This is a genomic window from Amycolatopsis sp. NPDC058278, assembly GCF_042881395.1.
Lineage (GTDB): Bacteria > Actinomycetota > Actinomycetes > Mycobacteriales > Pseudonocardiaceae > Amycolatopsis.
Genome location: NZ_JBHVXZ010000019.1, coordinates 18,866 through 44,589, shown reverse-complemented (window position 1 = coordinate 44,589; position 25,724 = coordinate 18,866). Strand labels below are relative to the sequence as shown.

Genomic DNA, 25,724 nt, shown 5'->3' with positions numbered 1-25,724 from the left:
GCGACTGGTGATTCTTCACCGGTTCCGCCGTGACCTGCGTATTTGCGCCCCAGGAATGCGTGCCGGCCGGAATGTTACGGGGTACGCGGTCACACCTTTGAGTTATTTCACGTGTGACGGGGCCGACGGGCCGCCACCGCGGCGTCCGCGTACCCCGTAACCTCGGGGTATGCCGATCCAGGTACTGCTCGTCGACGACCACGAACTGGTCCGCCGCGGGCTCCGCGACCTCCTCGGCGACGAGCCCGACATCGAGGTCGTCGCCGAAGCGAGCAGCGTCGAAGAGGCCCTGGCGGTGGCGATGCACGTCGAGCCGGAGGTCGCGGTGGTCGACGTCCGCCTCGGCGACGGCGACGGCATCACGCTCTGCCGCGAGCTGCGGTCCAAGCCGAACCCGCCGGCCTGCCTGATGCTCACCGCGTTCGACGACGAAGAGGCGATGGTCGGCGCGATCATGGCCGGCGCGGCGGGCTACCTGCTCAAGCAGGTGCGCGGGCAGGACGTGGTGAACGCGGTCCGCGAGGTGGCGGCCGGCCGGTCGCTGCTGGACCCGGTGAGCACCGCGCGCGTGCTCGACAAGATGCGGCACCCGCCGACGGACGAGCTGGCGACGCTCACCGAGCGCGAACGCGACGTGCTCGAGCTGATCGGCCAGGGCCTGTCGAACCGCGAGATCGCCGAGCGGTTGTTCCTCGCGGAGAAGACGGTCAAGAACTACGTCACGTCGGTGCTGGCGAAGCTCGGCATGCAGCGCCGGACGCAGGCCGCCGCGTGGATCGCGCGGCGGGAGAAGTAGCCGCACGCCCGCAATCCGCCGTTCGCTGCAACCTTTCTGCGCCTCGTCACGGACCGCCATGTCGATCAGGGCTTTTTCGGCCACAGATTCACTCGAACGTGAGTCGAATATATGTTCGACGGGCCGGTAAGATCATCGACGAGGGCGTGGAAGGGAGGACTGGATGACCCGAGAAGGGTGAGTCGCAGGAGCAGGGGTCAGTCGAGAGGCAGATCGAACGCGACGAGCGTGCCGAGGCTGGGTGAGGAGTTCAGGAAGAACTTCCCGCCCGCGGCGTCCGCGCGTTCGGCGAGATGACGCAGACCACGGGTGGCGACGCCTTGGGGGACGCCGGAACCGTTGTCCCGGACGCGGAGTTTCACTCCGCCGGAGTCCCTGGTCAGTGTCACGCGGGTTTCGCTGGCGCCGGAATGCCTGACCACATTGGACAGTGCTTCACGCAGGGCGGCCCGGATGTGGTCGGCGCGTTCCGCGGGGACGTCGGCGAATTCGCCGGACAGCTCCAGGGTGGGCGGGTAGCCGAGCAGCTCGCCCGCGATGCGGACCTCGCCGCGCGCCGACTCGGCAAGGTCGGCGGGCGTGCCGGTGTCGTGGCGAGGCTCCGGTGAGCGCAGCGCGCGCACGGTCCCGCGGATTTCTTCGATGGTCTGGTCGAGCTGGTCGATGGCGTCGGACAGTCGGGCCCCATCGGCTTGGGCGAACCGCTTGCGCATGTTGCGCCGGACGCGGTCCAGCTGCATCCCGGCACCGTAGAGCCGCTGGACGATGACGTCGTGCAGCTCGCGGGCAATGCGCTCGCGCTCTTCGTAGAGAGCAACCCGGTGGCGGGCGTTGGCACCTTCGGCGAGCGCGAGGACAACACCGGCTTGCGCGGCGAAGGCAACGAGCATCTCGACGGTCCCGGCGGAGAAGGGCTCACGCCCCCGCTTCCGGTAGACGGTGAGCGACCCGAGAACCCGCCCCCCAGACCCGAACGGCGCGGCCGCGAAGGGCCCGTAGCCGTGGAGTTCGGCGGGCACGTAGGGCGCAGTGCGCGGGTCGACGATGAAGTCTTCGCTGGAGACGGGTTCGCCGCCGCGGGCCACTCGCCCAGCCGCGGAGTCGGCGGGGAGGGTCAGGCCGCGCAGGGACTCCCCAGCGGATGCGCCGGACAGTGAGGTCGGCTCCGGACTGCCGGAAGGCTGGGCGAAGTCACCGCGAGCACCGCCCGCCGGCGCGCTGGTGGCGGCGGTCGAGGTCGGGCCGCCGGCTGCCGGACCTGCGGCTGCGGTGTCACTCGGGTCACCGGCCAGCTCGCCGGCGTTGGCGCCCAACGCCCGGCCTCCTGCCGGACCGCCGACCGCCGGCGCGGCGGAGCCAGTCGCGCCCGGGTCGCTGGCCAGCCCGCCGCGGTTGATACACGCCGCCGGGCCGCCAGCCACCGGCGCGGCTGAGCCGGTTGCGGTCGGGTCGCCGCCGCTCGCACCCGTCGCCAGGCCGCCAGCCGCAGGCGCGGGGGCGGGGGCGGCCTGCTGGGTGTTGCCCTCCCTTGGCGGGTGGGCTGTTGCGTAGTGGGCGGCCTCCACCACCACCCGGCCGTCGTCGGTGCTGACCATGGCCAGGCCCAGGTCGGCGTCGGCCAGTTCGGCCGCTCGGGCCACGACCGTGTCCAGCACCGCTCCCGGGTCGTCGCCGGACAGGGCGGTGCTCGTGATCTCTGTGGCTGCGGACAATGCGCGCGCGGCAAGCGTTGGATCCATGAGTTCCGTCATTATCGCGCGGCGCGAGGGCGGCGCGGCAAGGACACAGCGGGAATCGATCACGTGACCGGCACCCGGGTGACGACCCGGCCGTCGCGGACCTCGAGGACCACGTCCGCTCCGGCCGCCTCCTCCGCGAGGTGCGTCACGTGCACCACCGTCCGGCCCGCCAGTGCCTCCCGCAAGTGCGCCCGCACCGCCTGGGCCGTCGCCTCGTCCAGGTGCGCGGTGGGCTCGTCGAGCAGCATGAGCCCCGCCGACGGCGCCCCGAGCAGCGCCCGCGCCAGCGCTACCCGCTGTGCCTGGCCGCCGGACAGTCCGGTGCCGCCGCTGGCGAGCACCGTCTCCGGCGAGACATCGGTCAGCGCCGCGCCGTGCAACGCCGAACGCAGCTCCTCCTCCGTCGCCGTCGGACGGGCCAGCCGGAGGTTCTCGGCGATCGTCGTCGCCGCGAGCATCGGCTCCTGCGGGGCCCACGCCACCCCTTCCGGGACGGCGACCACCCCGCGCCGCGGCGGGAGGAACCCCAGCAACGCGGCGATGAGCGTCGACTTGCCCGCTCCGCTCGGGCCGACCACCGCCGTGTACGTGCCTGGTGCGAGGTCGATGTCGACGTCGTGCAGCACCACCGGTCCGCCCGGCCAGCCGAGGTCCGCTCCCCGCAGTTCCACGCGGTCCCCGCGCGAAGTGGCCACAGGCCCCTCCGGCACGTCGGCGAGACGGCGGCGAGCGCCTTGCAGCGTGTCCCAGTGCTGGGCTACCGGCGGCAGCAACGCCAGGACCTCCGCCAGCGCGAGCGGCACCAGCGCCGGCAGCGGCGCCAGGACCGGGTCGAGCCGTCCGCCCGCGACCGCCGCGGCGGCGAGCGCGGTGCTGACCACCGCCGCCGCGCCGCAGACCAAGGTGACCAGCGCTTCCGCCGCGCCCGCCCCGAACGCCTGCCGGCGCGCTTGCGTCACCAAGCGGGTGTCGGCGGCGGCGAGGGCTCGGCGGTGGGTTCCTTCGGCGCCGAACGCGAGCAGTTCGGCCGCCGCTTCGAACACCACCAAGACTCGCGCGGCCACCTCGCGCCGTCCGGTTGCCAGGGCGGACGTCGCCCGGCGCTCGGCGCGCAGGGCGACCCACGGTGCGCACAGCCCGAGTGCCACCGCCGCCGCGAGCGTCAGTCCCGCGGCCGGCAGCACCCACGTCTGCACGGCGATCGCCCCGGCCGCGACCAGCGCGACCACCAGCGGCGGGGACACCACCCGCGGCAGGAGGTCGCGCACGGTGTCGACGTCGCCGACGAGCCGGCGCTGCCCCTCGCCCGCGCGCAGGCTGCGCGCGGGCCCGAGCCGGACCAGGGAGTTCCACAGCCGCACCCGGACACGGCCGGCGATGCGGAACGCGGCGTCGTGGGTGACCAGCCGTTCGACGTACCGGAGCCCCGCGCGGCCGAGCCCGAACGCGCGGACACCGACGACCGCCACCGTCAACGTCAGGATCGGCGGCTGCTGGGACGCCTTGGCGATGAGCCAGCCCGACGTCGCCGTCAGCGCCACCCCGGCGAGCAGTGCGAGCGCACCCAGCGCGGCCCCGCCGAAGAGGCGTCCGTCGAGGAGCGCGCGCCACCTCGGCGGCGCAGCCGAGGAGTCCACTGTGGATGTCTCCGCAGCGGCAGGGACCTCCGATGGCAGGTCGACCGCCGCGGTGCGCTCGTGGGCCGCGATGATCGCCGCCGCGCCGTGGTCGACCGCGCGCTGCACCGCGTCGAGCACCAGGCGCGCGCTCGCCTCGTCGAGGTGGGCCGTCGGCTCGTCGAGCAGCAGCAACCAGGCCCCGGACCGCACCCGGTGCAACGCCCGGGCGACGGCGACGCGCTGACGCTGGCCCAGTGACAGCTGGGAAACCGGCCGATCGGCCAGCCCGGTCAGCCCGAGTTCGGCGAGCACCGCGCCGGCGGAACCCACCTCCTCGCGGACCGTGCCGCCGGTGAACACCGGCGACTGCGGCACCCACGCGACCTGTTCGCGCCAGCGGGCGAGGTCGGCGTCGGCGAGGTCCGTCGAGCCGACCGTGACGACGCCGTCGTACGCCGGGACGAAGCCGAGCAGCGCCGAGAGCGTCGTCGACTTGCCGCCACCGCTCGGGGCGCGCAGCCAGACCGTCTCGCCGGGCCGGACCGCGAACGACTCGCCGTCCGGTGCGAAGCCCCCGCGCCGCGCCACCCGGAGGGAAGTCGCGCGCAGCTCACCGCGCGACGGGATCGCGGTCCCCGAAGGAGGCACGGGGAGCGCCAGCAGATCGGCGACGCGCCGGACCGCTTCGACGCCGTCCTCGCTGGCGTGGAACGCGGCGCCGACCGCGCGCAACGGCTGATAGCACTCCGGCGCGAGGATCAGCACGCCGAGCCCGATGGCCAGCGGCAGGTGACCGCCGGCGAGCCGGACACCGATCACGACCGCGACGAGCGCCACCGACAGCGTCGCGACCAGTTCGAGCACGAACGCCGAGGAGAAGGCGACCTTCAACGTCCTGAGCGTCGCGCGGCGGTGGCGTTCGGACAGCCGCCGGACGGTCTCGGCCTGCGCCGCGGCCCGGCGGAACGCGGTCAGCACCGGCAGCACGCGCACGAGTTCCAGCAGCCGGCCGGACATCCGGTGCGTCGCGTCGGTCGCGCCGGCGACGCGGTCGGCGGTGTACTTGCCGACGAGGACGGCGAACACCGGCAGCAGCGGCACGGTCAGCGCGACGATCACCCCGGACGGCCAGTCGGCGAGCAGGATCGCCACGCCGGCGCCGAGCGGCACGACGGCCGCCGTCACCAGGGCGGGGAGGTATTCGCGGAAGTAGGCGTCGAGCGCGTCGAGGCCGCGGGTGGTGAGCGCGGTCAGCTCGCCGTGGCCGCGCCGGGCGATCCACTCGGGACCCAGGCGCAGCGCGTGGTCGACGGCCTTGGCACGCAGCTCGCGTTGCGCGGTCGCGGCGGCGCGGGCGGAGACCGTGCGCACCGCCCAGCCGGTCAGCGCGCGCGTCGCGACGAGCGCGAGCAGCGCGGCCAGCCGGGCGGTGCTTCCCCCGGAACCTGCTCCGACGATCGCCGCGAGGACGTCGGCGAGCAGGAACGCCTGTGCCACCAGCGCGGCGGCGTTGACGAACGACAGGAAACCCACCAGGGCCAGCGCTCGGCGCACGGCCGGCACGAGAGCCGGCAACGCGCCGAGCGGGCCCTTTCCCGGGCGCGCCGAGTCCACTGTGGACTCCGAGGCGGAAAGGGGAGCGCGTCCGGGAAGCTGTGACAACCGGGGCTCCGCCCCGGGCCGGGGGCTCCGCCACCCGGAACCCCCGAAAAGACGCTTTGTCATGACGCGTGGACCGCCGGGATGTGCTGGGTGCCGATGCGCTTGCGGAACACCCAGTAGGTCCAGCCCTGGTAGACCAGCACGGCCGGGGCGCCGAAGACGGCGACCCAGGTCATCACGGTCAGCGTGTACGGGCTCGAGGCGGCGCCCTCGATGGTGAGCGTGTTGGCGGCGTCGAGGGTCGAGGGCAGGACGTTCGGGAAGAGCGAGCCGAACATGACCACCGCGGCCCCGGCGATGACCACGCCGAGCGCGGCGAACGCCTGCCCGTCGCGGTCGGCGCGCAGCCGCAGCCAGGCGACGACCGCGGCGACGGCGCTGATCCCGAACGCGAGCAGCGTCCACAACGTGCCCGCGCGCCACTGGACGACCGAGAGGAACGCGACCACCGGCACCATGGCGATCGGCAGCAGCCTGAGCGCCAGCGTGCGCGCCCGTTCCCGCAGGTCACCGCTGGTCTTGAGGGCGAGGAACGCGGCGCCGTGGGTGATCGAGAAGGCGGCGATCGCGACCGCGCCGAGCAGGGTGTCCCAGCGGACGGCGGCGAACGCGGAGCCGACGCGGTTGCCGTCGGCGTCGAGGGGCAGGCCGAGGACGGTGGTGGCGAGGATGAGGCCGACGCCCAGCGGCGGGATCCACGAGCCGAGCACGATGACCCGGTCCCAGTTGCGCCGCCAGCGCTCGGAGTCGACCTTGCCGCGGTAGTCGAAGGCGACGCCACGGCCGATGAGAGCGAGCAGCACGAGCAGGAGCGGCAGGTAGGCGGCCGAGAACAACCCCGCGTACCAGGCCGGGAAGGCGGCGAACGTGGCGCCGGCGGCGACGATGAGCCAGACCTCGTTGCCGTCCCAGACCGGCCCGATGGTGTTGACCATGACGCGGCGCTCGGTGTTGTCGCGCCCGAGCACCGGCAGCAGCATGCCGACGCCGAAGTCGAACCCTTCGAGGAAGAGGTACCCGAGCCAGAAGAAGGCGATGACGACGAACCAGGCGATTTCGAGGCTCATCGCTTACCTCCGACCGGCCGGTAGCTGTGAGTTATCCACAGGGAACCGAGTTGTCCACAGACGAACTGTGGGTAACTCGCAAGAGTGGTCACATCGACACTCATCGTCAGCACCTCAGTAGGCGAAGGCGAGGGTGTCCTCGCCCGGTTTGTCGGAGTCCCCCGGCTTCTCCGGGGGCATCACCGCATCGACGCCGCCCCGGACGTACTTGCGCATCAGGTACACCTCCACCACGCCGAGAGCGGCGTACACCGTGGTCAGCGCGATCAGCGAGGTCCACACCTCGCCGGTCGTCAACCTCGACACGGCCTGGGCGGTGAACATCCACACGCCGTCCACCCCGCTCGGGTTGGGGACGACCACGAACGGCTGACGGCCCATCTCGGTGAAGATCCAGCCCACGCTGTTGCCCAGGAACGGGGTGGCGATGCCGCCGAGGACCAGCCACGGGAACCAGCGGCCGCCCGGGACGCGGCCCTTGCGGGTCAGCCAGAGGGCCAGGACGCCGATGCCCGCCGAGACCGCGCCGAAGCCGATCATCATGCGGAAGCCCCAGTACGTCACCGGCAGGTTGGGCACGTAGTCGATCGGCTGGCCCGCCAGCGAACCCAGCGCCGGGTCGTCCGGGTAGTTCGTGCCGTACTTGGCCTGATACTCGGTGATCAGGTCCTCGACGCCCTTGACCTCGGTCTTGAAGTCGTTGTGCGCCAGGAACGACAGCAACGCGGGCACGTTGAACGTCTTGACGTCTTCGCAGTTCGCACCGGCCACGTCGCCGATCGCGATGATCGAGAAACTGGCCGGCTTTTCCGTGTGGCACAACGCTTCCGCTGACGCCATCTTCATCGGCTGCTGCTCGAACATCAGCTTGCCCTGCGTGTCGCCCGTGATCGCCAGGACCGCGAACGCCGCCACGCCGACCCAGCCACCCAGCCGCAGCGAGGAACGCCACACGTCGGCGTGGTCGCCGCGCCGCCACAGGTGCCAGCCCGCGACACCGACCAGGAACGCCGCCGCCACCGAGAACGCACCGGCCAGGGTGTGCGGGATCGCGGCCAGGGCCGTGTTGTTCGTCAGCACCGCCCAGATCGAGTTCATGGTCGGCTTGCCGTTCTCGAACGTCACGCCCACCGGGTGCTGCATCCACGAGTTCGCGGCCAGGATGAAGTACGCCGACGCCATCGTGGCCAGCGAAAACGCCCACGCGCACATCAAGTGAACACGCTTTTGCAGCCGGTCCCAGCCGAAGATCCACAGGCCGAGGAACGTCGACTCGACGAAGAAGGCGAGGAGCCCTTCCATCGCCAGCGGCGCGCCGAAGACGTCGCCGACGAAGCGGGAGTACGCGCTCCAGTTCATCCCGAACTGGAACTCCTGCACGATCCCGGTCACCACGCCCATGGCGAAGTTGACCAGCAGGAGCTTGCCCCAGAACTTCGTCATCTTCAGGTGCCGCAGCTCGCCGGTGCGGACCCAGCGGGTCTGCATCGCCGCGACCAGGATCGACAGCCCGATGGTCAGCGGGACCATCAGGAAGTGGTAGACGGTGGTGATGCCGAACTGCCACCGCGCTAGCTCAAGGACCTCCACGTGGTCCAGCGTGCTCCGGCCCTGGTGACGCGGCCAGATCAACTGGTCCCGTTCGTGGCGGGACCAACGTCCTACAGCTGGTCGAGTGCCTTCCGCGCCTCGTCCGCGACGAGCCGTCGCGGGCCGGAATCCCCGAGCTCGAGGACGTGCCGAAGGGCCAGCGCGTACGCGGTGTCGAACGCCTTGTCCGCGGCGACCGGCAGGTCCGGCAACACGCCGACGCCCTCCCAGTTCTCCCCCGTCTTCGGGTCGTACGAGCGGGCGAGCGGCACCGTCACGTCCAAGTAGGTGTCCACTTTGTACTGTTCGCACGGGTGGGCGCCACCCCGCGTCGGCTCGCCGACGGTCTTCGCGCGGCCCTGCCGCTGCAACGAGAAGGCGAGGTCTTCGCCGCCGGAGAACGTCGCCGGGCCGGTGAGCACCCAGATCGGCTTGGTGCCGCCGAACTTCGGGCCCGGGACGTACGGCAACGTCCACATCTGGCTGACGCGGTCGCCTTCGCGCTCGTAGAAGTCGAGGTAGTGGGTCCGCTCGTCGACGAGGTAGCTCTGCAGGAACGCGCTGGTCTCCGGGTCGCCCCCGCGGTTGTGCCGCACGTCGAGCAGCAGCGCGTCGGCCGGCGCGACCAGCGTCATCGCCGCCGAGACGGCCGAGGCCGCGAAGGCGAGCGGGTAGAGCATGGTCGTGTCGACGTAACCGACGTTGCCCAGGAGCCGCCGCACCGACGCGATCCCGAAGTTTTCCAGCTCGGCCGCCTGCCGGAAGTCCTCTGACGCGTGCTGCGCGTCGCCGTCCTCGGCCACCGGATCGACGTGGTGACGCAGGCGCAGATGCTTGTCGTCGTTCACCGACTGGAGGTCCGCTGTGACGGCCGTCGCGAATTCCGCGTCGCCGAGGTCCGCGTACGCGCCCTCGTCAAGGCGGGCGCGAAGCAGCTTCGTCAGCTTCGTGGCGACGTCCGGGAAGACGTAGTGACCTTCCAACCGGCGGATGACTTCTTCGACCTGCGCAGCACGCGCCTGTGACCCCATGTCGAGCAACCTACCGCAGGCCACAACCGAAAATTCGGCACACCGAAAAAATTTGTGCGACGGTCCGGGATGCCAAATTCATGGCCGCCGATCAGGCAATTTCGCGTTCGCCATCAGCTTGCGGCTTTCCCGATCTCCCCTTTATCGTTGCAGTGAAAGGGGCGAAAAAACTCATGACTGCCGCTATGGTGGCGCTGATCAGCGCGTTCGGCCTGGTCCTCGCTGTGGAACTGCCGGACAAGACGCTCGTCGCGACTCTGGTGCTGACCACCCGTTTCCGCGGCTGGCCGGTTTTCGCCGGGGTCTGCGCCGCGTTCGCCGTGCAATGCGTCATAGCGGTCGCGTTCGGCAGCGTGTTGACGCTGTTGCCGGACGTGGTCCTTTCGCTGGTCGTCGCCGCGATGTTCGGCCTCGGCTCTTTCATGCTCCTTCGCGAGGGATTCAGCAAGGCCGACGAAGCAGGCGAAGACGCTTCGCGCACCGGGCCCTCGCCGCTGTCCTTCACCCGCTCGGCGATGACGTCGTTCGGCGTGCTCTTCGCCGCCGAGTGGGGCGACGCCTCCCAGCTCGCGACGGCGAGCCTCGCCGCCCGCATCGGCAACCCCTTCGCCGTCGGCGTCGGCGCCTTCACCGCGCTCGTCGTGGTGGCCGGGCTCGCCGTGTTCATCGGCGCGAAGATCCGCAGCCGGATCAAGCCGAAGGTGATCCAGCGCTGCGCCGGGTTCGGGTTCGCCGGGTTCGCCGCGTTCGCCCTGGTCCAGCTGGCCTTCTGACCGATCTTTCACAGGTTCGCCCGGTAACCTTTCGGAAACGAAAGGGAGAGCGCCGGGTGAACTCGCCGAAGACGCACGCCGTCTCGCCACTGCACGGCCGGGTCGCGCTCGGCGGCATCGGCCTCGCCGTGGCCATCTCGATCGACCTGCACCTGCGGCTGTCCGGCCAGGTCAGCCCGATCTGGCAGACCCTCTCCGAGTACGTCTACGGCAAGCTCGGCACGTCCTCGGCCGCTCCCCTGTTCAGCGTGATGTGCCTGGCGCTGTCGCTGGGCTCGGTCGCCCTGCTCGCCGGGATCGCCAAGGCCCACCGCCCGGGCACCACCGCCGTCTGCGTGCTGCTCGGCGTCTGGTCGGCCGGGCTGCTGGTCTGCGGGCTCGTGCCCGTCGACCCGGACGGTCAGGCGCGGTCGCTCGCCGGGCAGGTCCACAACATCGCCGCCCTGACGGCGTTCATCGCGCTGCCGGCGGCCGCGTTCGTGCTGACGAAGAAGGGCCGCGAGCGCTGCCCGTGGGAACCCCGGCGGACGACGATCCGGCGCCTGGCCACGGCGAGCTTCGTCAGCGTCGGCGCGGTGCTCGGCGGGTTCGTCCTGACGCTCGTCCTCGGCCCGGCCCAGCAGGACGTCACGCTGGGCCTCTTCGAGCGGCTGCTGTTCACCGTCGACGTCGCCCTGCTGCTGACGATGGTCCGGCCGCTGCGTTAGCCGTCCGTCTTCAGGATGCCGGCCAGCCGGGTGGCGGCCGCGACGACCTGGGGGCCCACTTCGGCCGCCTTCAGCGGCTCCATCGAGACGACGCCGACGCTCGCCCGCAGCCCCGGGACCCCGCGGACCGGCGCCGCGACGCCGGACGCGCCCGCCTCGAGCTCCCCTGTCGACGTCACCCAGCCGTCGCCGCCGGGACGCAGGGTCATCGCCTTGCCGGCCGCGCCGGCGGTCAGCGAGTGCCGGCTGCCCACCCGGTAGGCGACGTGGAAATTCGTCCAGGACGGTTCGACGACGGCCACCGCAAGCGCTTGCGTCCCCTGCGCGACCGACAGGTGCGCGGTCGCGCCGACCTTCTCGGCCAGCTCGCGCAGCACCGGGCCCGCCGCGTCCCGCAGCTGCGGGAGCACCTGCCCGGCCAGCCGGAGCAGCCCGACGCCGAGCCGGACCTTCGTGCCGTCCCGCCAGACCAGCCCGCGTTCGGACAGCGGCACGAGCAGCCGGTAGACGGCCGCGCGGCTGGCTCCGATGGCCACGGCCAGCTCGGAGATGGTCGCCGCGTCGCCGCCGGCGTCGGCCACTGCCTGCAGCAGCGCCAAGCCGCGGTCGAGCGTCAGCGACCCCTCCCGGCTGGTCACAGCAAGCCGAGTTCGCCCAGGTCGGCGACCGGCTCCTCGAACGACGCCGCCGCGTAGGACGCGAAGAGCGCCCGCACGGCCTTCGCGGCCGGCTCGGACAGCGCACGGGCCTCGTCGGCCAGCGCCTGGGCGTCGGTCGACTCCAGGGCGCCCCGGACGTCACCGCCGGCCAGGCTGCGCGCGGAGGCCACGAGGAGGTTCAGGAAGCCGTGGTGCACGAACCCGGAGTCCGGATCGGTGTGCCGGACCGCGCGGTGCAGGCTGTTGGTCGCCTTGAACGACGCCCCGGCGGACCCGCTGACGACGGCGAGGAAGTCCGCCACCTCGTCGACACTGGGGAAGTTCTCGCCCGCCTTGCCGCCGCAGCGGATCTTCGGCCAGCTGCCGTGCTCGATCACCTTCCGCACGCCGTCCAGCCAGCCGACGCCGCGCCGCGGCTCGACCACCCGGATGACGTCCTCGGGGACGAACTCCGAGACGCGCTCGAGCCACACCTCGTCGACGTCCGACGGCGCCGGCATCTCGACCATCCGCAGCGCGAGCAGCTCACTGCGCGACTCGACGATCGAGATGGCCTTCGGGACGCCGCCGAGGCCGGTGTCGATGATCAGCGAAAGCGGCAGCGGCTGCTTCGGTTTGATCTTGATCAGCTCGGTGATGAGCTCGGGCAGCCGCGACGCCTGGCAGAGGAAAACCCCCAGTACACCGGCGTGTTCGGAGTCCCGGCTGGCGAAGTGCGCACGCAGCGCTTCGGGCATGGCCGCACCGACCGGAGGGAACAGCGCCGAGTCGTCGACGAGCCTCGCGAACAGAGGAGGAATTCCACGGGGGCCGGGGGGCGTGAGTTCCACAGCGCTTGACACGACTGACACGCTAGTAGCGTACGACATGAGGACAAAATCGTTCGCACAACGGACACGTCAGAAGGGGACGTCGATGCCTTACTACCGGCGAGTAGGCGAGCTTCCGCACAAGCGGCACACCGCGTTCCGGAAGCCGGACGGCGGCCTCTACGCCGAGGAGCTGATGGGCGTCGAGGGCTTCTCCGCCGACTCCGCGCTGCTCTACCACCGCGGCCTGCCGACGGCGATCGTCGACGCCGTCGCGGTCGAGGAGGACCGCGGGCCGCTCACCCCGAACCACCCGCTCAAGCCGCGGGCGTACCAGACCCGGGACCTCAAGTTCGGCGGCGAAGCCGACGCGGTGACCGACCGCCGCCGCCTGTTCGGCAACAACGACGTCACCATCGGGTTCGTCACGGCGACCGCGCCCAGCCCGCTGTACCGCAACGCGGCCGGCGACGAGCTCTTCTACGTCCACGGCGGCTCCGCGACCTTCGAGACGATCTACGGCCGGCTGGAGGTCGGCGACGGCGACTACGTCGTCATCCCCACGTCGTGCACCTACCGGGTCGTCCCGCACGGCGAGGTCAGCCTCTTCACCCTCGAGGCGCGCGGCCACATCGGGCCGCCCAAGCGCTACCTGTCGGCGAAGGGGCAGTTCCTGGAGCACTCGCCGTACTGCGAGCGTGACATCCGCGGGCCGTCGGAGCCGCTGCTGGAAGACGGCGAGGACGTCGAGGTGCTCGTGCGGCACCGCGCCGGGCTGACCCGCTACACCTACGCGACGCACCCCTTCGACGTCGTCGGCTGGGACGGCTGCCTCTACCCGTGGGTGTTCAACATCGACGACTTCGAGCCGATCACCGGCCGGGTGCACCAGCCGCCGCCCGTGCACCAGACGTTCGAGGGCCCGAACTTCGTCGTCTGCTCCTTCTGCCCGCGGAAGGTCGACTACCGCGAGGGCGCGATCCCGGTGCCGTACAACCACGCGAACGTCGACTCCGACGAGCTGATGTTCTACGTGCGCGGCAACTACGAAGCCCGGAAGGGCTCGGGGATCGGGATCGGCTCGCTCTCGCTGCACCCGTCCGGCTTCACGCACGGCCCGCAGCCGGGCGCGGCGGAGGCGTCGATCGGCGCCGAGTTCTTCGACGAGACCGCGGTCATGGTGGACACGTTCGCGCCGCTGGAACTCGGCGAAGCCGCCGACGCGTCCGAAGACCCCGGGTACGCCTGGACGTGGTCGCGCCGCGGCCCTAAGGGATAGTCAAGTTCCGGAATTACCGTCCCGTCCCCGTTCCGTCGGCCGATAATGGACTTTCCGGCGGAACGGGGAGGGCTCGATGATCAATTCCCAGCCAACAGGGCGAAAGAGAAAAATCCTCCCGTTCCTCGCCGCGATCGTGGTCGCCGCCGGGCTGATCATCGGAATCCGGTACTGGACCAGTGGTTCGAGCGACGAGGCCGACGCGCCGAAGTGCTCCGGCGCGGACGCGATCGCGCTCAACATCGCCTCGTCGCCGGAGAAGGCCGGCATCGTCCAGGAGGCCGCGAAGGCTTACTCCGGACGGTCGGTCGCCGGGCACTGCGTCGACGTCGTCGTGAAATCGAAGTCCTCCGGCGTCGCGATGCAGGCGTTGGCGAACGGCTGGAACGAGGCCACCGACGGGCCGCGCCCGGACGTCTGGACGCCGGCCGCGAGCGGCTGGGTCAACCTGCTGCGCGTCAACGCGAAGGGCGACTCGGCGTCGATCGTGCCGGACGGCGACCCGCAGTCGGTCGCGAACTCGCCGCTGGTCGTCGCGATGCCGAAGCCGATGGCCGAGGCGCTCGGCTGGCCCGGCAAGGCGATCGGCTGGACGGACCTCACCGCGCTGGCCACCGATCCGGCGGGCTGGGCGAAGTACGGCCACCCGGAGTGGGGCAAGTTCCGGCTGGGCAAGACCAACCCGAACATCTCGACGTCGGGGCTGAACGCCACGATCGGCGCCTACTACGCCGCCACCGGCACGTCGTCCGACCTCACCACGGCCGCGCTCGAGAAGCCGGACGCGAAGCAGTTCGTCACGAACCTCGAGCAGGCGATCGTGCACTACGGCGACACCACGCTCACCTTCCTGACCAACCTGCAGAAGGCCGACGACAAGGGCGCGGCGCTGTCGTACATCTCGGCGGTCACCGTCGAGGAGAACTCGCTGATCGGCTACAACCAGGGCAACCCGACGAACGACCCCGCCAAGGTCGGGCAGCACGGGCCGCCGAAGGTGCCGCTGGTGGCGATCTACCCGGGTGACGGGACGCTGAACTCCGACCACCCGTTCGTCGCGCTGAACTGGGCGGACGCCACGCGCAAGCAGATCGCCGCGGACTTCCTGGGCTACCTGCGCCAGGACGAGACGCAGGCGAAGTTCGCCGCGCTCGGCTTCCGCTCGTTCGACGGCAAGCCGGGTTCGCAGGTGACGCCAGCCAACGGTGTGCAGCCGGACGCGAAGATCACCTTCCTGCGGCCGCCGTCGCCGTCGGTGCTGTCGAAGCTGCTGGCCTCGTGGACCGACCTGCGCAAGAAGGCGAACGTGCTGCTCGTGGTGGACGTCTCGGGCTCGATGGGTGACGAGGTGAAGGGCACCGGCAAGAGCAAGATCGACCTCGCGAAGCAGGCCGCGATCGATTCGCTGGGCCAGTTCGTGCCGCGGGACCAGGTCGGGCTCTGGCAGTTCTCGACCCACCTCGACGGCGACAAGGACTACCAGGAACTGCTCCCCGTGCAAACGCTCGGCACCGGCGGCAAGGAGACCCTCGCCATGCGGCTGAGCGGGCTGACCCCCCAATCCGGCACGGGGCTGTACGACTCGTCGCTGGCCGCGTACGAGTACATGAAGGCCCACCTGGACCCGACGGCGATCAACGCGGTCGTGGTGCTCACCGACGGCCGCAACGAGGACTCCGGTGGCATCGACATCGACCACCTGGTGCCGCAGCTGCGGCCGGAGGGCAACGCGGAGACGGTCCGCCTGTTCACGATCGCCTACGGCTCGGACGCCGATCAGGGCGTGCTGAAGCAGATCGCCGAAGCGACCGCGGGATCGGAGTACGATTCGTCCAAACCGGACTCGATCAACCAGGTGTTCACCTCCGTGATTTCCAACTTCTGATGAAGTTCGCCCGTGAGCTCGCCGAACCGTGGGGGCTGCTGCTCGCCGCCACGTCGGCCGGGGTGGCGTGGGCCGTGCAGCTGCCGGTCGTCGCCGCCGTCGGGGTCGGGGTGGCGGTGCTCGCCGCGCGGGCGGGCGTGGCGGTCCTGGGCGGCGAGAAGGCGGAGCCTCCCCCGCGGGAAGCACGGGTGCTGCCCGTCGCGCCCGGGTCGGCCGAGGAGAACTGGCTGCACCGGGCGGAGGGCGCGGCCGAGGGGTTCGCCTCGCTCAGCGCCTCCCTCGACGCCGGCCCGCTCGCCGAGCGCGTCGCGGACATGGAGCCGGTGGTCCGGGAGACGCTGTCGACGCTGCGACGGCTGGCCGGCCGCGCGTCGGCGACCGGCCAGGCGCTGGCCAGGGTCGACCTCGACGCCGTCGCGCACGAACGACGCCGGCTGCAGCGCGAGTTGCGCACGGCGAACCCCGAGGTCCGCGGCGACCTCGAGCAGGCACTGACGGCCGTGCAGGCCCAGGCGGACGTGCACGCCCGCTTGTCCGGCGCCCGGGACAAGCTGCTGGCCCAGCTGCAGTCCGGCGCGCTCGGCCTGGACAGCCTGGTGGCCAGGGTCGCGGAGCTGACGGCGACGACGACGGACGTCACCGTGGACACCGGCGCGGTCCGGGAGCTGAGCGACCAGCTGGAGGGCATCCGGCAGGGCGTGCTGGAGACCGAACAGGCGACGCGGAGGTCGCTGGGTTAGGCGGCCACCGGCGTCCGGTCGCGGCGCGGCAGCAGCAGCGGCGTCGCCAGCACGAGGACCCCGGCGACGCCGATCGCGACGCGCGGGCCGGTGAGGCCGGCGAGCAGGCCCCAGACCGCGGTGAGCGTGGCGATCGCCGCTTTCGTGCTGACCGACCACGCCGAGAGTGTCCGGGCGATGCGGTCCGCCGGGAGCTGCTCGAGCCGGTAGGTCGCGGTCACCGGGTTGAAGACGCTGCAGCTGACGATCAGGCCGAGTTCGACGACCATGACGTACACCAGCCCGCCGGTGCCGGCCGGGATGAAGGCCAGCGCGAGCAGCCAGCACGCCCTGACCGTGCCGGCCGTCAGCAGGACGGGGTGCCGGCCGAACCGCTCGACGAGCCGCGGGGTCAGCCGCGAGCCGGCCAGCCCGCCGAGACACGGGACGGCGAACGCGAGCCCGTACTGCCACGGCGTGAACCCGAGCTGGTTCAGCATCAGCACGGCGAGCAGCGGCTCGGTCCCCATGATCAGGCCGTTGAACACCATGACGTTGAAGAGCAGCGGCCGCAGCCCGGGGTGGGCCAGCACGAAGCGCCACCCGTCGGCGAGGTCGCGCAGGCGAAGCCGGGTGGCGGTGCGCGGACGCGGCTCGTCCCCGCCGATCGCGCGGATCCCGAGTGCGGAGAGCAGGAAGCTGACGGCGTTGGCGACCGCCGACGTCACCGGACCGAACAGCGCGAACGCGGCTCCGCCGAGCGGCGGGCCGAGCGCGGTGGCGGTCCAGTTCGTGGACTCGAACCGGCCGTTCGCGACGAGCAGGTCTTCGGGCGGCACCAGTCCCTTGAGGAACGCGCCGCCGGCCGAGCTGAAGGTGATGTCCGCCGCGGCGACGACCACCGAGACGGCCAGGAGCTGGCCGAAGCTCAGCACGCCGAGGGCGTAGGCGGCCGGCACGCTGACCAGCGCGCCGAACCGGACCAGGTCCATGCCCACCATGACCGGCCGCTTCCGGCGCCGATCGACCCACGGCCCCAGCGGCACGGCGACGAGCGCACCGACGGCCGGCCCGACCGCGGCGAGCGCCGAGACGGCCGTGGGCCCGGCGTGCAGGACGAGGATGGCGAGCATCGGGAAGGCTCCGAAGCCGAGCCACGTCCCGAACGCGCTCACGGCGTAAGCCGACCAGAGCCACCTGAACCGCGGTCCCAGCGACCGCCCGCGCATCACCGGGAGATCAAAGCCGGGAACGACCGCGCGGGGCAAACAACCGACGCGGCGGCGAGCCACAACGCGGCGTTGTGAATCTAGAGTCGGTCGTCGTGGACCTCGATGCCGTGCGCACCTTCGTCGCCGCCGTGGAGGCGGGCCGGTTCCAGGACGCCGCCACCGATCTGTCGATCACGCAGCAGGCCGTTTCGAAGCGCATCGCCGCCTTGGAGAAGTCGCTCGGGGTGCGGCTGTTCACGCGCACCGCCCGCGGGGCCGTGCTCACCGGGGACGGCGAAGCCTTCCTGCCCCACGCGCGCGAGCTGCTGTCGGCCGAGCTGCGGGCGCTCGCGTCGGTGCGCACCGGGCCGCTCCGGGTCGACGTCATCGGCCGACGGCTGTGCCCGGCCACGTTGCTGCGTGGATTCCACGAGGCGCACCCGGACATCGCGTTGGAGGTCGCGACGCTCTTCGACACCGCGGTCGCCGCTCTCCGGGACGGCTCGATCGATGCCTCGTTCCGCGCGGTCGTCGCACTGCCGGACGACCTCGACGCCCAGTGGGTGCTCGACGAGCCGATTCAGCTGTTGTGCGGCTCCCGGCACCCGCTGGCCGGAGCGCCTTCGGTGGCTCCGGGTGAGCTCGCCGGGCATCGGATCCGGCTGCCCGGCGTGGTGCCCGGGACCGAGTGGGGCGCCTACTACGCCGAATTCGCGGCCGCGTTCGACCTGTGGATCGACGCGGCCGGCCCGAACTTCGGCACCGAGGTGGTACTGGACACGATCGCGGAGTCCGGTGAGGTGGTGACCTTGGTCGGGGCGGGCAGCCGGGTGGCGTGGCTGCCCGGGCACGACCTGCGGCGCGTGCCGATCGAAGCCCCGGTGCCGGTGTACCCGCATTCGCTGGTGTGGCGCCGGGGCAACGCGCACCCGGGGCTCACCGCGCTCCGGCAGCACCTCGCGACGAGCGAGCACGTCGCCGGTGCGTGGCGGCCGAGCTGGGCCGCTCAGCCGAGCCAGACCGTACCCAGTACCGGGTAGCCCGGCAGGCCCGTCTTGGCCGCGCCCGGCCGGGGGACGCCCGCGATCCACAGGCGGCCCGTCGCCGCGATGTTCGCCGCCATCGACGGGTCCGCCTTGGGGAGGCGGAACGGGACCACGCGGCCGTCGGCCAGCATGGTGAGGCCGCTCAGCCTGGCCACGCCGTGGCGGCTCATGCGGACCGGGCCGTCGAGGACCGCGCGCAGCTCCGTCCAGTGGTCCGCCCGGAGCGGCCGGCGGTACGCGATCGCGCGGAACGCGCTCACCGAAGCACCGAGCAGGGTGCCGGCCCCGAACGGCCACGCGACCCAGCCCACGACCGGGAAGCCGAGCCCGACCCAGACCGCGAACGCGGCCAGGACCAGCAGGAACGCCGCTGTCGCACGCAGGTCGCGGGCGAGCTGGTGGCGGTGCGCGGTCAGCACGGGGTCGAGCCTCGGTGAACCGGACCCGGCCGGTGCCGGCATCGGCACCGCACCCGGCGGCGGCCCGTCGTGGACGGTGGCGCGGCGGAGCCGCACCACGCCGGAGAAGCCGACGAACACCTTCGGGCCCCGCCCCAGCAGCCACACCCGCCGGTGCCCGGCCACCAGCAGGCGGTGCGCTTCGTCGAGCCGGACGCGCAGCCACCGGCCGTCCGGCAGGCGCACGCCGACCGTCCGGCCGGCCGCGACCAGGCCGTCGGCGGTGACGTCCACCTGCCGGAACGCTTCCCGCTTCAGCCGTGTCTCGGGCACCCTGCCGTAGGCCCGGTAGAGCCACCACGCTTCGATCGCGCCGGCCAGCGCGAACGTGCCGACCGGCAGAGCGACCCCGGCGCCGGCGACGAACTGGGCGACCCCGAACACCAGGAAGAACCCGGCCACCAGCCGCCGGTTCGCGGTGTCGCCGAGGCGATCGAGGTACTCGCCGAAGATCGGCAGGGCGCCGGACGGCATGGCGGGGTCGAGTTCGAAGGCGCGGACGCGCTCGGGGACCGGGACGATCGGCACGCGGACCCCCCAGGGGCTCGGGTTGTTACCCGCTTTTCGACGAAGTGGGCACCGGCGTTACCAAATGTGCCGATCAGCGGAAGGGAGGTGATGACCACGACTATCCAGACCGCCGAATTCAGGTTAGGCTCACCTAAGTAGGAGGTGAGCCGTGACCGAGGCCCCCACATCCGTCCGCCGCCCGCCGGCCCCCAATCCCGCCGAGCGCGCCAAGACGATCGCGACCCGCAACGGCCCCGCGTCGTTGCTGCCCACCTGCGACCGCGCGGATCTGAACGGCGAGCGCGTCGTCCCCGTCCTGCACCACGTGCACCACAGCGGCAGCGTCAGCGTGCTGCTGCCCGACGACCACCCGATGGTCCGCGCGGCGAAGCAGGCCCAGCGCGGGGAGCTGGCCGTGATGGTCGAGGTCGCCGACCAGGCGCCGGTCGCCCTGCGGGAACCGATCCGCGGGCTGCTGTGGATCACCGGCTGGCTGCGGCCGCTCTCGCCGGTCTCGGCCCGCGCCCGGGCGGTGGCGATCGCCGAGACGCGGCCGGACGAGCGGCTCCTCGACGTCGGCCACGGCGTCACGCTGCTGCGGCTCACGCCGGCGTCGCTCGTGCTCGCCGACGCCGAAGGCACGCACTCGCTGCGCCCGCACGTGTTCAGCGCGGCGCCGCCCGACCCGTTCCACGACTACGAGGCCGGGTGGCTGCGGCACCTGGAGAGCGAGCACGCCGACGTCGTCGGGCAGCTGGCGAAGCACCTGCCGGCGGCGTTGCGCGGCGGCCGGATCCGCCCGCTCGGGCTCGACCGGTTCGGGCTGCGGCTGCGCGTCGAGTCCGACACGGGCGACCACGACGTGCGGCTGGCGTTCTCGAAGTCCGTCGACAGCCCGTCGCAGCTCGCGTCGGAACTGCGGCGGCTGGTCGGCTGCCCGTTCCTGCGCGGGCGGTCAGGCTAGTTCGGCGGGGAAGCCGCCCTTCGCGATCGGCCCCCAGCTCTCGATGGTGACGCGGATGATGCTCTTGCCCTGCTTGACCATGGCCTCGCGGTATTCGTCCCAGTCCGGGTGTTCGCCCGAAATGCTGCGGAAGTAGTCCACGAGCGGCTCGACCGAATCCGGGACGTCCAGCACCTCGGCGGTGCCGTTCAGCTGGACCCACTGGTCGTTCCACTCGTCGGACAGGATGCAGGCGGAGACCTCCGGGTTGCGCTTGACGTTCACGACCTTCGCGCGCTTCGGGTAGGTCGAGACGACCAGCCTGCCCTCGGCGTCGACGCCGCAGGTCACCGGCGAGAGCTGCGGGCCGCCGTCGGCCTTCGTGGTGAGCAGGATGGCGCGGTGGCGGGTCGACAGGAACTCGACCAGCGCGGCGCGGTCGACGGTTTCGTTGGTGGCGATGCTCCTCGGCATACCCCGAAGGTAGCGTGCGTCCATGACGTTCACCGCGCGATCGTGGCTGGCGCCGGACCGCCCCGAGTTCCCCGCCACGGTCGAGGACCCGGCCGAGCGCCGCGCGATCAAGCTCGAGCTGCTGATCGTCTTCGGGATCACGCTGGGCCTGTCCGGGGTGCGCAGCCTGCTGTCCCTTGTGGACTCGCTGCTGCAGCCGGTCCCGCTGGCCCAGCAGCAGACCCAGCTGAACGTGCCGCAGGCCGCGGCGAGCCTGATCGACCTGCTCAAGCAGCTGCTGTCGGCGATGCAGCTGGTCGGCTGGGGCGCGCTCGGGCTGTACCTGCTGTGGCGCGCGGGCATCAAGATCACCCGGCTGGGGCTGGACCGCCGGTCGGCGGGCTACGACACGCTGCTGACCATCGTGCTCGCCGCGATCATCGGGATCCCCGGCCTGGCGCTCTACTTCGTCTCCTACCACCTCGGGTTCAGCCTGGCGGTGCAACCGTCCACTTTGGGCGATACGTGGTGGCGGCCGATCACGCTGACGCTCTCGGCGTTCGGCAACGCCTTCGCCGAAGAAGTCCTGGTCATCGGCTACCTGCTGACGCGGCTGCGGCAGCTCGGCGTCCGCGAGAACAACGCCGTGTTCGGCGCCGCCGTGCTGCGCGGGTCGTACCACCTGTACCAGGGGTTCGGCGGGTTCGTCGGCAACTTCATCATGGGGCTGGTGTTCGGGCGGCTGTGGCAGAAGACCAACCGGCTGTGGCCGCTGGTCGCCGCGCACACGTTGTTCGATTTTGTGTCGTTCGTCGGGTATTCGCTGCTCAAGGGGCACGTTTCCTGGCTTCCCTGACTAGGCTCGGGGGGTGATCGACGAAACGACACCTCCCCGGGTGGACAGCGAAGTCGGACCCCTGCGCGCGGTGCTGCTGCACCGGCCCGGCAACGAGCTCAAAAGGCTGACGCCCCGCAACAACGACCAGCTCCTGTTCGACTCGATCCCGTGGGTCGACCGGGCCCAGGCCGAGCACGACGCGTTCGCCGAGGTGCTGCGCAACCGCGGCGTCGAGGTCCTGCTGCTGGCCGACGCGCTCCGGACGGCCCTGGAGGACGATCGGGCGCACGCGGCGGGCGTGCACGCGGCGGTCGACGACCGGCGGCTCGGCGGCGACCTGGCCGACTCGCTGCGTTCGCACCTGTCGAGCGTCGACGCGGCGGGCCTCGCCGAGGTGCTGATGGCCGGCATGACGTTCGAGGAGCTGCCGTCGGCGGAGGGCGCGTCGCTGGTGCGGATGATGAACCACCCGCACGACTTCGCCGTCGATCCGCTGCCGAACCTGCTGTTCACGCGCGACTCGTCGGTGTGGATCGCCGACCGGGTGGCGATTTCGTCCCTCACCATGCCCGCGCGCCGCCGCGAAACCGCGGTGCTCGACCTGATCTACGCCTACCACCCGCAGTTCCGCCACGCGGCCCGCGCGTACGGCGCCCATTCGGCGCCGATCGAAGGCGGCGACGTGATGCTGCTGGCGCCGGGCGTGCTCGCCATCGGCGTCGGCGAGCGGACGACGGCGGCCGGCGCGGAGTCGCTGGCGCGGTCGGTGTTCGCCGACGGCATCGCGCACACCGTGCTGGCGGTGCCGATCGAGCAGTCCCGCGCGACGATGCACCTGGACACGGTGTGCACGATGGTCGACGCCGATGCGGTGGTGATGTACCCGCTCGCCCGCGACTCGCTGACGGCGTTCACGCTGCGCCCGACCGGCGACGGCGGGGTGAAGGTGGCCGGCCCGGCGCCGTTCCTGGTGGCCGCGGCCGAGGCGATGGAGATCGATCGGCTGCGCGTGATCGACACCGGCCTCGACCCCGTGACAGCCGAACGCGAGCAGTGGGACGACGGCAACAACACCCTCGCGCTGGCGCCCGGCGTGGTCGTCGGCTACGAGCGCAACGCCGAGACGAACGAGCGGCTGGAAGCGGCCGGCATCGAGGTGCTGCCGATCGCCGGCTCCGAACTCGGCTCCGGCCGGGGCGGCCCGCGGTGCATGTCCTGCCCGGTCCGCCGCGATCCGCTGTAATGGCAGCCTTCCCTAATCGGCGCACGCCATTAGGGAAGGCTTACTTAAATTAGGTGAGTCTTCTTTAGGAATGGTAACCCTAATAGGGGGAAGATCACCAGCCAGAAGTAGTCGGAAATCGAATTCTGCCGTATCGTGGTGGTCATGGCCCTCACCAAGAAGAAAGAGCCGCGCTCGAAGTTCTACGAACTGCTGCAGGCGCAGATCCACAACGAGTTCAACGCGTCCCAGCAGTACATCGCGCTCGCGGTGTGGTTCGACGCCGAGGACCTTCCGCAGCTGGCGAAGCACTTCTACAAGCAGTCCGTCGAGGAGCGCAACCACGCGATGGCGCTCGTGCAGTACATGCTCGACCGCGACCACCACGTCGAGATCCCCGGAACCGGGGAGGTGCGCAACGACTTCTCCGGCGTCACCGAGCTCATCGAGCTCGCGCTCGCCCAGGAGAAGGAGGTCGCCGCCGACATCTCCGCGATGGCCAAGGCGGCGCGCGCCGAAGAGGACTACATCAGCGAGCAGTTCACGCAGTGGTTCCTCAAGGAGCAGGTCGAAGAGATCTCGCAGATGAACACGCTGCTGAACGTCGTCAAGCGCGCGAACGGCAACCTGTTCGAGGTCGAGAACCACCTGGCCCGCGAGTCCGTCGGCGACAACGGCGGCACCGACTCGCAGATGCCCCCGGTGGCCGGCGGCAAGCTCTGACACCGCGTTAGCACGAAACCCGGGCTCTCCCCCTGTGGACAGCCCGGGTTTCTGCATGCGGCCGGCTCTCAGCCGGCGCAGTCCTGGGTGACGCTCGTCAGGCTCGTCCGCACGACGCCGGTCTGGTCGAGCCGGAAGCGGTATTCGGCGGCCTTCCCGGCCGGGGCGACCACGCCGCCGGTTTCTTCCTTGGCCGCGGGGTAGGCGGCGAGGATCTGGTCCTTCGTGGACCCGGCGCCGATGCCCTCGGCGGTGTGCGCGGCCACGTCGGGGGTGACGACGACCAGCCCGGCCGCCTTGGAAATGACGACGCTCGCGGACGCGGGAATCCCGCTGCCCTGTGCCTTGTAGACGGTGCAGCCCGCGCCGGCCTGCGCGTCGCTGAGCGTGACGGCCACGTCGGCCACGTCGGCCTCGGTCATGCCGAGCTTGAGCTTGCCGAAGCCGTCGGCCGCGAGCAGCGGTCCGCTGGTCACGGCGGCGAGCGTGGACGGCGACGGGACGGACGACGACCGCGTCGGCCGCGGCGAAGTCGTCACTCCCGGCGGTGCGGAAGCCTGGATGCTCTGCGTTCCGGTCGGGCCGGACGTCGACGGTTCCGGCGGCCGGCCCTGCGTGAGGTTCTCGGGTGGCTTGGAGTCGGCTCCGGTGCGAGGTGCGGACATCACCGCGGTGCCGTCCTCGGTGTGGAGCCGGATCATGGTCAGCCCACCGGCGACGGCAACCATCGCGGCCGCCACCCCCACCACGGCCTGCACTGTGTGGCGGCGACGGCGACGGCGCCGCGCACCGGTGACGATGATCGTGCCGGCGTCCGGCGGCGGCGGAGGCAGGTCCAGCCGCTCGTCGGCGAACAGCGCGCGCAGGCGCTGCTCCAGTTCGTCCTCGGAGATGTTCAACCCGCACCACTCCCTTCGCCTTCGCCGTCGACCGACTTCAGCTTCATCCGCAGCGACGCGATCGCCTTGCTGGCCTGGCTCTTGACGGTGCCCTGGGTGATTCCGAGGACCCCGGCGATCTCCGCTTCCGAGAGACCTTCGTAGTAACGCAGCACCATCACGGCCCGTTGTCTCGGCGGCAGCGTTCGTAACGCACGCCACAGCGGCTCGTGCTCGAACGGGTCGGCCGGCACGTGCGGGCTGGTGTCCGGCAGGTCCGCGACGAGGTTCTCGCGGCGCGTCCGGCGCCAGCGGCTCACGTGCGCGTTCGCCATCGACCGGCGGACGTAGGCCAGCGGGTCGCCTGTCTTTTCGTGGACGTAGGTCCACCGCGAACCGATCTTCTCCAGCACGGTCTGCACCAGGTCCGCCGCGTCGTGCGGGTTGCCGGTGAGCGCGTGGCCGTACCGGAGCAAGCCCGGCAAGGTGGCCTGCACGAAGTCGCCGAAGTCGACGAACTCGCCAGGCAACGTCGCGGCCCTCCCTCGGCCTGCGCTGGTCACCCAGGTTTCTCCCCCGGTGAAGACGGGTGCCGCAGCGGTCACCGTATCGCCTCCCATCGGGGTCGGGTAGCCGGAAGCCGGATCGCTTTCCTCCCCAACACGCATCACAGCCCCCTCAGGTTGCCCGCGTTCCCGGCCGAGTTCGTGATCGCTCGGCCGGGCCATGATCTGCCCACGTCAGCGGTGGGCGAGCGAGTCGGGCAGCCGGAAACCGCCGCCTTCGGACTCGCGGAATTCGTGCACGCCGACGACCGCCGCGTGCGGGATCGGGCCGTAGACGTGCGGGAACCAGATGCCCGCCGGGTGCGGCGGAACGCCGTCTTCCCAGCGAACCGGGGACCCGACCTTGGCCGGGTCGATCTCGAGGAGCACCAGGTCCGTGCGGCCCCGGTAACGGATGTTGGCCGGCAGGTTTGCCGTGCCGAAGTCGGAACAGTGGACGAACCCGACTTCCCCCAGTGAAGACGGCCGGTACTCGCCGCCTTCGCCCACTTCGGCCCACTCGGCCGCCCCGCAGATGTGGAGTATCACACCGAGAATCGTC

At 71.5% G+C, this 25,724-nt stretch carries 24 protein-coding genes; 11 read left to right on the top strand and 13 right to left on the bottom strand.

The window, feature by feature from the left end; genetic code table 11:
- The first annotated feature begins 169 nt into the window (after nt 1-169).
- Nucleotides 170-796 carry a response regulator transcription factor gene (locus ACFVYA_RS12530; protein WP_043788689.1) on the top strand — a complete coding sequence of 209 codons (627 nt, stop codon included), beginning with the start codon at nt 170-172 and terminating at the stop codon, nt 794-796.
- Nucleotides 797-993: 197 nt separating this feature from the next.
- Here the strand turns inward: ACFVYA_RS12530 and ACFVYA_RS12525 are convergent, their stop codons facing one another.
- From ACFVYA_RS12525 to ACFVYA_RS12505, 5 genes are all read right to left on the bottom strand, one after another.
- Complete coding sequence (locus ACFVYA_RS12525; RefSeq protein WP_387044785.1) at nt 994-1,923, bottom strand: histidine kinase; 930 nt, start codon at nt 1,921-1,923, stop codon at nt 994-996.
- A 671-nt stretch (nt 1,924-2,594) separates the two neighbouring features.
- A complete protein-coding gene (gene cydD, locus ACFVYA_RS12520) occupies nt 2,595-5,768 on the bottom strand; it encodes a thiol reductant ABC exporter subunit CydD (protein WP_387044784.1) in 3,174 nt (1,057 codons plus the stop codon).
- Between the two features lie 107 nt (nt 5,769-5,875).
- On the bottom strand, nt 5,876-6,883 hold the full coding sequence (gene cydB / locus ACFVYA_RS12515; RefSeq protein ID WP_387044744.1) for a cytochrome d ubiquinol oxidase subunit II: 1,008 nt from the start codon (nt 6,881-6,883) through the stop codon (nt 5,876-5,878).
- 114 nt (nt 6,884-6,997) lie between these two features.
- Nucleotides 6,998-8,473 carry a cytochrome ubiquinol oxidase subunit I gene (locus ACFVYA_RS12510; RefSeq protein WP_387044743.1) on the bottom strand — a complete coding sequence of 492 codons (1,476 nt, stop codon included), beginning with the start codon at nt 8,471-8,473 and terminating at the stop codon, nt 6,998-7,000.
- Nucleotides 8,474-8,544: 71 nt separating this feature from the next.
- Complete coding sequence (locus ACFVYA_RS12505) at nt 8,545-9,504, bottom strand: S41 family peptidase (RefSeq protein ID WP_387044742.1); 960 nt, start codon at nt 9,502-9,504, stop codon at nt 8,545-8,547.
- A 185-nt stretch (nt 9,505-9,689) separates the two neighbouring features.
- Between ACFVYA_RS12505 and ACFVYA_RS12500 the strand changes: the two genes are divergently transcribed.
- Together ACFVYA_RS12500 and ACFVYA_RS12495 are read left to right on the top strand one after the other, a co-directional pair.
- Nucleotides 9,690-10,277 carry a TMEM165/GDT1 family protein gene (locus ACFVYA_RS12500; RefSeq protein WP_387044783.1) on the top strand — a complete coding sequence of 196 codons (588 nt, stop codon included), beginning with the start codon at nt 9,690-9,692 and terminating at the stop codon, nt 10,275-10,277.
- A 56-nt stretch (nt 10,278-10,333) separates the two neighbouring features.
- Nucleotides 10,334-10,984, top strand: a complete 651-nt coding sequence (locus tag ACFVYA_RS12495) for a DUF998 domain-containing protein (RefSeq protein WP_387044741.1) — start codon at nt 10,334-10,336, stop codon at nt 10,982-10,984.
- On the opposite strand, the gene ACFVYA_RS12490 is transcribed toward ACFVYA_RS12495, so the two are convergent.
- The gene (locus ACFVYA_RS12490) at nt 10,981-11,622 is read right to left on the bottom strand and encodes an IclR family transcriptional regulator (protein ID WP_387044740.1); all 642 of its coding nucleotides are present in this window, start codon (nt 11,620-11,622) and stop codon (nt 10,981-10,983) included. The two genes, ACFVYA_RS12495 and ACFVYA_RS12490, sit on opposite strands and share 4 nt — an antisense overlap.
- Entirely contained in the window at nt 11,619-12,473 is an 855-nt protein-coding gene (locus tag ACFVYA_RS12485; protein WP_285994038.1) for a hypothetical protein, read from the bottom strand. Before ACFVYA_RS12485 ends, ACFVYA_RS12490 begins: the two co-directional genes overlap by 4 nt.
- Before the next feature lie 85 nt (nt 12,474-12,558).
- Here ACFVYA_RS12485 and ACFVYA_RS12480 point away from each other — a divergent pair, with 85 nt between their 5' ends.
- From ACFVYA_RS12480 to ACFVYA_RS12470, 3 genes are all read left to right on the top strand, one after another.
- Entirely contained in the window at nt 12,559-13,731 is a 1,173-nt protein-coding gene (locus ACFVYA_RS12480) for a homogentisate 1,2-dioxygenase (RefSeq protein ID WP_387044739.1), read from the top strand.
- Between the two features lie 76 nt (nt 13,732-13,807).
- The gene (locus ACFVYA_RS12475) at nt 13,808-15,616 is read left to right on the top strand and encodes a substrate-binding and VWA domain-containing protein (protein ID WP_285987635.1); all 1,809 of its coding nucleotides are present in this window, start codon (nt 13,808-13,810) and stop codon (nt 15,614-15,616) included.
- Nucleotides 15,616-16,356, top strand: coding sequence for a hypothetical protein (locus ACFVYA_RS12470; RefSeq protein WP_387044738.1), 741 nt, complete (start codon nt 15,616-15,618; stop codon nt 16,354-16,356). The genes ACFVYA_RS12475 and ACFVYA_RS12470 overlap by 1 nt, the downstream gene beginning before the upstream one ends.
- Here the strand turns inward: ACFVYA_RS12470 and ACFVYA_RS12465 are convergent.
- Nucleotides 16,353-17,567 (bottom strand): MFS transporter, encoded by a 1,215-nt coding sequence (locus tag ACFVYA_RS12465; RefSeq protein WP_387044737.1) that lies wholly within the window; start codon nt 17,565-17,567, stop codon nt 16,353-16,355. The genes ACFVYA_RS12470 and ACFVYA_RS12465 overlap by 4 nt on opposite strands.
- Nucleotides 17,568-17,659: 92 nt before the next feature.
- Here ACFVYA_RS12465 and ACFVYA_RS12460 point away from each other — a divergent pair, with 92 nt between their 5' ends.
- Nucleotides 17,660-18,586 carry a LysR family transcriptional regulator gene (locus tag ACFVYA_RS12460; protein ID WP_387044736.1) on the top strand — a complete coding sequence of 309 codons (927 nt, stop codon included), beginning with the start codon at nt 17,660-17,662 and terminating at the stop codon, nt 18,584-18,586.
- Here the strand turns inward: ACFVYA_RS12460 and ACFVYA_RS12455 are convergent.
- On the bottom strand, nt 18,553-19,578 hold the full coding sequence (locus tag ACFVYA_RS12455; RefSeq protein WP_387044735.1) for a hypothetical protein: 1,026 nt from the start codon (nt 19,576-19,578) through the stop codon (nt 18,553-18,555). The two genes, ACFVYA_RS12460 and ACFVYA_RS12455, sit on opposite strands and share 34 nt — an antisense overlap.
- Nucleotides 19,579-19,729: 151 nt before the next feature.
- Between ACFVYA_RS12455 and ACFVYA_RS12450 the strand changes: the two genes are divergently transcribed.
- Complete coding sequence (locus ACFVYA_RS12450) at nt 19,730-20,524, top strand: DUF2470 domain-containing protein (protein WP_387044734.1); 795 nt, start codon at nt 19,730-19,732, stop codon at nt 20,522-20,524.
- Here the strand turns inward: ACFVYA_RS12450 and ACFVYA_RS12445 are convergent.
- Entirely contained in the window at nt 20,516-20,977 is a 462-nt protein-coding gene (locus ACFVYA_RS12445; protein WP_387044733.1) for a PPOX class F420-dependent oxidoreductase, read from the bottom strand. The genes ACFVYA_RS12450 and ACFVYA_RS12445 overlap by 9 nt on opposite strands.
- A 22-nt stretch (nt 20,978-20,999) precedes the next feature.
- Here ACFVYA_RS12445 and ACFVYA_RS12440 point away from each other — a divergent pair, with 22 nt between their 5' ends.
- The 3 genes from ACFVYA_RS12440 to ACFVYA_RS12430 all read left to right on the top strand — a co-directional run bounded on the left by ACFVYA_RS12440 (nt 21,000) and on the right by ACFVYA_RS12430 (nt 23,739).
- Entirely contained in the window at nt 21,000-21,812 is an 813-nt protein-coding gene (locus ACFVYA_RS12440; RefSeq protein ID WP_387044732.1) for a CPBP family intramembrane glutamic endopeptidase, read from the top strand.
- Between the two features lie 40 nt (nt 21,813-21,852).
- Nucleotides 21,853-23,037: an arginine deiminase gene (locus ACFVYA_RS12435; RefSeq protein WP_285994037.1), complete on the top strand. Its 1,185-nt coding sequence runs from the start codon at nt 21,853-21,855 to the stop codon at nt 23,035-23,037.
- 144 nt (nt 23,038-23,181) lie between these two features.
- Nucleotides 23,182-23,739 carry a ferritin gene (locus ACFVYA_RS12430; RefSeq protein ID WP_285987627.1) on the top strand — a complete coding sequence of 186 codons (558 nt, stop codon included), beginning with the start codon at nt 23,182-23,184 and terminating at the stop codon, nt 23,737-23,739.
- 68 nt (nt 23,740-23,807) lie between these two features.
- On the opposite strand, the gene ACFVYA_RS12425 is transcribed toward ACFVYA_RS12430, so the two are convergent.
- From ACFVYA_RS12425 to ACFVYA_RS12415, 3 genes are all read right to left on the bottom strand, one after another.
- Nucleotides 23,808-24,638: a hypothetical protein gene (locus ACFVYA_RS12425; RefSeq protein WP_387044731.1), complete on the bottom strand. Its 831-nt coding sequence runs from the start codon at nt 24,636-24,638 to the stop codon at nt 23,808-23,810.
- On the bottom strand, nt 24,635-25,147 hold the full coding sequence (locus tag ACFVYA_RS12420; RefSeq protein ID WP_013222096.1) for a SigE family RNA polymerase sigma factor: 513 nt from the start codon (nt 25,145-25,147) through the stop codon (nt 24,635-24,637). Before ACFVYA_RS12420 ends, ACFVYA_RS12425 begins: the two co-directional genes overlap by 4 nt.
- A gap of 210 nt (nt 25,148-25,357) precedes the next feature.
- The gene (locus tag ACFVYA_RS12415) at nt 25,358-25,711 is read right to left on the bottom strand and encodes a DUF952 domain-containing protein (RefSeq protein ID WP_387044730.1); all 354 of its coding nucleotides are present in this window, start codon (nt 25,709-25,711) and stop codon (nt 25,358-25,360) included.
- Nucleotides 25,712-25,724 lie beyond the last annotated feature (13 nt).